The sequence below is a fragment of the Pseudomonas sp. AC083 genome (assembly GCF_979253165.1).
Map to the genome: position 1 here is coordinate 1 of NZ_CEEDDH010000042.1, position 465 is coordinate 465.

1 protein-coding gene is annotated in these 465 nt (G+C 43.7%); it reads right to left on the minus strand.

Annotated features, from left to right (window positions below):
• Positions 1–246: 246 nt before the first annotated feature.
• A partial coding sequence (locus AC0IXA_RS27155) for a hypothetical protein (protein WP_471814861.1) occupies positions 247–465 on the minus strand: 219 nt, incomplete at its 5' end.

A 465-nucleotide genomic window follows, 5' to 3' on the forward strand; every position in this document is an offset into this window, starting at 1 on the left:
GTGCAGCCATTCGAACATTCTGACCATTACGTCGAGTAACGTTAGGGTGAACATCCGATATGTGATGACTGATCTGAAGATCACATTTCCGATGTTGCGGAATTTTTTCTAACATACTGGCCATTAAAATTGCTACACCAAGAAGAAATGCAGATGATAAACGGGTATTCATCGGACAAATATATTATACTAGAACTGACAGGAGATTACATTTTCACGCGTTTCGGGTGCGTAGATTCTAAGAAATCAGTATCCAGGACAACCACTTCTGGCTGTAATAACGGCCTTGATACGCCTGGGCATTGAGTCAAACAGAGCTTGGATGGCGTGTACAGGTACAGATGCCCATGCAGCTTCAACATACCACAGTTCATCCAGAGTAATGATTGGCGTATTGTGATGAGCCAGTTGCTCAGCCACCATTGACCAGATGTTTTCAATTGGTGGGAGATCTGGAGAATGTGC